Origin of the sequence: Spirillospora sp. NPDC049652 (genome assembly GCF_040675125.1) — a bacterium.
Lineage (GTDB): Bacteria > Actinomycetota > Actinomycetes > Streptosporangiales > Streptosporangiaceae > Spirillospora.
The window spans coordinates 1-5,443 of the sequence record NZ_JBFAOF010000473.1 but is presented as its reverse complement, the minus strand read 5'-3'; the positions used below and the strand labels follow the sequence as shown (position 1 = coordinate 5,443).

Annotated in this window: 3 protein-coding genes and 1 pseudogene; 2 read left to right on the top strand and 2 right to left on the bottom strand. The window is 74.4% G+C overall.

What is annotated here, in order from left to right:
• Nucleotides 1-929: helix-turn-helix domain-containing protein (locus AB0J52_RS25510; protein ID WP_500184756.1), on the top strand; the 929-nt coding region annotated here is incomplete at its 5' end.
• Nucleotides 930-1,131: 202 nt separating this feature from the next.
• Here the strand turns inward: AB0J52_RS25510 and argG are convergent.
• Nucleotides 1,132-2,580, bottom strand: coding sequence for an argininosuccinate synthase (argG, locus tag AB0J52_RS25505; RefSeq protein WP_500184755.1), 1,449 nt, complete (start codon nucleotides 2,578-2,580; stop codon nucleotides 1,132-1,134).
• 98 nt (nucleotides 2,581-2,678) lie between these two features.
• Entirely contained in the window at nucleotides 2,679-4,658 is a 1,980-nt protein-coding gene (locus AB0J52_RS25500) for a WD40 repeat domain-containing serine/threonine protein kinase (protein ID WP_500184753.1), read from the bottom strand.
• A 192-nt stretch (nucleotides 4,659-4,850) separates the two neighbouring features.
• Between AB0J52_RS25500 and AB0J52_RS25495 the strand changes: the two are divergent.
• A pseudogene (locus AB0J52_RS25495) lies at nucleotides 4,851-5,443 on the top strand (AfsR/SARP family transcriptional regulator); the annotation flags it as partial.

Below are 5,443 nucleotides of genomic sequence, written 5' to 3'. Positions count from 1 at the left end.
AGCGCCGCGGCCTCGCCTCCCACGACAGCCGGGACCTGGCCCGCTTCGTCGCCGCGCCGCCCGCCGCCGCGCTCGGCGCGCTGCTGGTCGAGCAGCAGAACGAGATCCGGCGGGCCGAGCTCCAGATCGACGCGCTGCAGGAGGTCTACCAGGCCGCCTCCGCGCGGCGCGGGCTGTCCGGGCTGATCGACGTCGTCCAGGGGCAGCGGCAGGTCGCCGAGCGGTTCCGGCTGCTGCAGATGGGCGCCGAGCGCGAGGTGCTGGCGCTCGTCAAGGCCCCGGCGACGGCGGTGAGCGCGGCCGAGAACACCGCCGCCGAGCAGGCCGCGCTGGCCCGCGGCGTCCGCTACCGGGTCGTCGCCGAGCGCGCCGCTCTGGAGGAGCAGGGCGGCATCCAGGCGGCCCTCGCGACCATCCCGGAGGGCGAGCGGGTGCGGCTGGCCGGCGAGGTCCCGCTCAAGCTGATCATCGTGGACCGGCGCGCCGGGTTCCTGCCGATCGTCGCCACCCCCGGCCCGGACGGCGCGGGCGCGGTCGTCGTGCACCAGTCGGCGCTGCTGGACGCGCTGCTCGCGCTGTTCGAGGCCGAGTGGATGCGCGCCACCCCGATCCGCACCAGCGCCGACTCCGCCGCCGCACCCCCGCACGCCGGATCTGCCCCGGCCGGAGCCTCTGCCGGGGCCGCGCCCGGAGGGACGCCGCTGGACGGGACCGACGCGCGGCTCGTCGAACTGCTGCTCGCCGGCTACACCGACGACGCGGTGGCCAAGCAGCTCGGCATCTCGCTCCGGACTGTCCAGCGCCGGATCAGCGCGCTCATGTCCCTCGCCGGGGTGCAGACCCGGATGCAGCTCGGCTGGCACGCCGCCACGCAGGGCTGGCTCGGCGGCGCGGACGACGACCGGCCCCGCGACCCCGCCCCGCACTGACCTCCCCGCCCCGCACTCACCTTCCCGCCCGGCACCGACCTCCCCGCCCGGCACCGTCCTCCCCGCCCGGCACCGTCCTTCCCGCCCGGCACCGTCCTCCTCGCGCGCACCGACCTCCGGCCCACGGCGAAGACGACCGGTGCCACGGTCCCGCGGGGCGGGATCGTGGCACCGGTCGTCCTGGGTGGGCAGGTCTCGGGGGTCAGTCCGTGCCGAACTCCATGGCGGCGCTGTCGAGCAGCTCGTCCCCGCCGGGGGCCTCGCCGCGCGAGGCGATGGACTCCGCGCCGCCCTCGGGCATCGGCCCGATGAGCGCGGTGCCCGCGCCGAGGGCCGCGCCGGGCGCGGCCGGGTGGGACGCGCCGACCACGCCGAGCCCGGCGTACTGCTCCAGCCGGGCGCGGGAGTCGGCGATGTCCAGGTTGCGCATGGTGAGCTGGCCGATCCGGTCCACCGGCCCGAACGCCGAGTCCTCGGTGCGCTCCATGGACAGCTTGTCCGGGTGGTAGCTGAGCGCGGGACCGGTGGTGTCGAGGATCGAGTAGTCCTCGCCGCGCCGCAGCCGCAGCGTGACCTCGCCGGTCACGGCCGAGCCGACCCAGCGCTGCAGCGCCTCGCGGAGCATCAGCGCCTGCGGGTCGAGCCAGCGGCCCTCGTACATCAGCCGCCCGAGCCGCCGCCCCTCGGCGTGGTAGGTGGCGATCGTGTCCTCGTTGTGGACGGCGTTGACCAGCCGCTCGTAGGCGGCGAACAGCAGCGCCATGCCGGGGGCCTCGTAGATGCCGCGGCTCTTGGCCTCGATCACCCGGTTCTCGATCTGGTCGGACATGCCGAGCCCGTGCCGGCCGCCGATCGCGTTGGCCTCCAGGACCAGGTCCACGGCGGAGCCGAACTCCTTGCCGTTGACGGTGACCGGGCGGCCCTGCTCGAACCCGATCGTGACGTCCTCGGCGGGGATCTCGACCGCCGGGTCCCAGAACCGGACGCCCATGATCGGCTCGACCGTCTCGACGCCCGCGTCCAGGTGCTCCAGGGCCTTGGCCTCGTGCGTGGCGCCCCAGATGTTGGCGTCGGTGGAGTAGGCCTTCTCGGCGCTGGCCCGGTAGGGCAGGTCGCGCTCGGTCAGCCACTCCGACATCTCCTGCCGGCCGCCGAGCTCGCCGACGAACGCCGCGTCCAGCCACGGCTTGTAGATCCGCAGCGCCGGGTTGGCGAGCAGGCCGTAGCGGTAGAACCGCTCGATGTCGTTGCCCTTGAAGGTGGAGCCGTCGCCCCAGATCTGCACCTGGTCCTCGAGCATGGCGCGGACCAGCAGCGTGCCGGTCACGGCCCGGCCGAGCGGGGTGGTGTTGAAGTAGGCGCGGCCGCCGGAGCGGATGTGGAAGGCGCCGCAGGCCAGCGCGGCCAGGCCCTCCTCCACGAGCGCGTCGCGGCAGTCGACCAGGCGCGCGACCTCGGCGCCGTAGAGCGTGGCGCGGCCGGGCACGGACGCGACGTCGGGCTCGTCGTACTGGCCCAGCTCGGCCGTGTACGCGCAGGGCACCGCGCCGTTCTCGCGCATCCAGGCCACCGCGACAGAGGTGTCGAGGCCGCCGGAGAAGGCGATCCCGACGCGTTCACCGACGGGCAGGGAGGAGAGCACCTTGGACATGGGAAGAGTATGCACTGCTCTGCATGAACATTCAACGCGTTCCGCGGATTCCCCTCCGTGTTTTTCCTCAAACCTCGCTTTCGGACGTGTGACCGGGGTTACAGGCCCGTCCAGAGGACCGGCTTCCCGGCCCCTGAACTGAGCATCCTCGTCCCGTCCGCGCTGAGCGCCACGCTCATGCAGTGGTACGGCGTGGTGAGCAGCCTGAGCTGGCTCTTCGTGGCCACGTCCCAGAGCCGGATGGTGCCCTGGAGCGAGGATCCGCCGTCGTCCCCGCCGCTCGCGAGCCGCTTGCCGTCCCCCGAGAACGCGACGGACGTGATGCTCTTGTGGCCGGGCAGCCGGGCCAGTTCGACGTGCGTCCGGACGTCCCAGACCCGGACCACGTTGCCGTTCGTGCCCCCGTACTCGCCGACCGCGAGCGTCCGGCCGTCGGGGGAGAAGGCCAGCCCGGTCGCCGAGGGAGTGCCGAGATCGGCGATCCGCGCCCCGGTGACCCCGTCGTACAGCCGGACGAACTGGTCCGCGCCGCAGGTGGCGACCATGCGGCCGTCCGGGGCGAACGCGGCGCAGTACAACTCGCCCGAGTACTTGTCCTTGCGTGCGAGCCGGGCCACCAGGCGGCCGGACGGCTCCCAGAGGAACCCGCCCTCCTGGGTGGCGGCGGCGATCCGGCCGCGGGTCGACCACGCCACGCCCATGGCCCGCTTCTTCGGCCCGCTCAGCGTGGCGACCGGCCTCCCGGCCGGGACGGAGTAGATCCGCACCTTCCCGTCCACGCAGGCCACGGCCAGGTACCGGCCGTCCGGTGAGAACGCCACCTTGTTCGCGCCGTTCTCGCCGCCGTCCACCTGCGCCAGCCGCGCCCTGGACGTCCCGTCATAGAGCCCCACGCAGTGCGCGCCCGGCCCGGACGTCCACCCGGCGGCGGCCATGTACTTGCCGTCGGGGGAGAACTCGGCGCTGCGCAGCTCGTAGGCGTCGATACCCTCCAGCATCGTCCAGGCGCCGCCGGTCGGGTCGGCCTCCCCGAGCCCCGTGGCCTTCTTGAACACGTTGGTCGCCGACCGAGCAGGCAAGCCCTCCCCGCCGAGCGCACGCCATCCGAGGATCCCCGCGCCGCCCGCGACCAGCGTCCCCGCTCCCGCCGCGAGAATCGCCCGCCGCCGCACCGCCCCAGACCGCTGCGGCACCGTGACCGGCTGCCCCTCCCAACCCGCGTTCCGCCGAAGATCCACAGCCGGGGGCGGTGCCGGCACGGCCGGAGGGGCAGGGCTCCGCACGATGCGGAGTTCGGCGAGGAGCTGCGCGGGGGTGGGCCGTCCGGCCGGGTCCTTGGTCAGGCAGCGCGCGACGACCCCGGCGAGGAAGGGGTCGACGCCCGCCAGGTCGGGATCGCTGCTCACGACGCGGTGGACGATCGCCCCCGGGCTGGACGCGTCGAACGGCCCGTGCCCGGTGGCCGCGTACAGCAGAACGCCGCCGAGCGAGAAGACGTCGCTGGGCGGGCCCACCTCGTCCGCCTCGATCTGCTCGGGGGACATGTAGGCGAGCGTGCCGATCACGGCCCCGGTCGCGGTCATCGCGCTCGCGTCCAGCGCGCGGGCGATGCCGAAGTCGATGATCCGGGGACCGTCGTCGGCGACGATGATGTTGCCCGGCTTGAGGTCGCGGTGGACGAGCCCGCACGCGTGGATCGCGGCGAGCCCCTCGGCGAGGCCCGCGCCCAGCTCGCGGACGCGCTCCGGCGGCAGCGCTCCCCGCGCCGCGACCAGCGCCTGCAGGGACGGCCCGGGCACGTACGCGGTCGCCATCCACGGCGCCGCGGCTTCGGGGTCGGCGTCCACGACCGACGCGGTGTAGAAGTCGTTCACCTTCCGCGCGGCCTCGACCTCGCGGGCGAAACGCGCGCGGAAGCGCGGCTCGGCGGCGTGCTCCGACCGGATCACCTTCACCGCGAGCCGCCGCCCGGCGGGGGTCTCGGCCAGGTACACCCGCCCCATGCCGCCCGCGCCGAGGCGGGCGAGGACCCGGTACGGGCCGATCTTCTCCGGATCCTCCGGTCCCAACGACTCCATGCAGAGGGACGATATCGTTCCTTTACCCACCCAGATCGCCCGGGACAGGCGGCACTCCAGCAACCCGCGGAAGAGCCTGGCCCCCCGAAAGCGACCGCGCCGAAACCGCCCAACGAAAGCCCACCAAGCCCTGGTGACCGCCCCCACCCTCCCGTAGATTCACCCGCGACCCACTGAAGCCGAGCACACGGGGTGGACGCGCTGATGCTGGACGGGGACGACTCAATGGTGCGGCTGCCCAGCGGGGCCACCAACACGATGCAGGGCGCGATCGCGGGTGTCATCGTGCAGGCGGGCACGGTTACCGCGAACCTGCCGGCCATCGCGCAGCCGGTGTCGCTCGTCCCGCGCCAGATCCCGTCCGCGCCCGGCGAGTTCGTCAACCGGACGCGGGAGCTGGCGCTGCTGGAGGCGGCCGCCTCGGCGCCGGGCGACGGCCCGGCGGTCGTGGTCGTCAGCGGAATCGGGGGCGTCGGCAAGACCGGCCTCGGGGTGCACTGGGCGCACCGGACCCGCGACCGGTTCGCCGGGGGGCAGCTGTACTGCGACCTCGGGCGGTCCGAGCACGGCGGCGGCACGGACGTCGGCGACGTGCTCGCCGGATTCCTGCGCGCGCTCGGCGCCCGCGAGGAGTGGATCGACCCCGGCGTCGAGGCCCGCGGCGCGCTGTTCCGGACGCTCACCGCCGAGCGTTCCCCGATGCTGGTGCTGCTGGACAACGTCGCCCACGCCGGCCAGGTGGAGCCGCTCCTGCCGGGCGCGCCGGGCAGCGTCGTCGTCGCGGT

What these genes read in the sequence shown, in the direction of transcription:
- argG (WP_500184755.1), bottom strand. Translation starts at nt 2,580, where the DNA reads ATGTCCAAGGTGCTCTCCTCCCTGCCCGTCGGTGAACGCGTCGGGATC.
- AB0J52_RS25500 (WP_500184753.1), bottom strand. Translation starts at nt 4,658, where the DNA reads ATGGAGTCGTTGGGACCGGAGGATCCGGAGAAGATCGGCCCGTACCGG.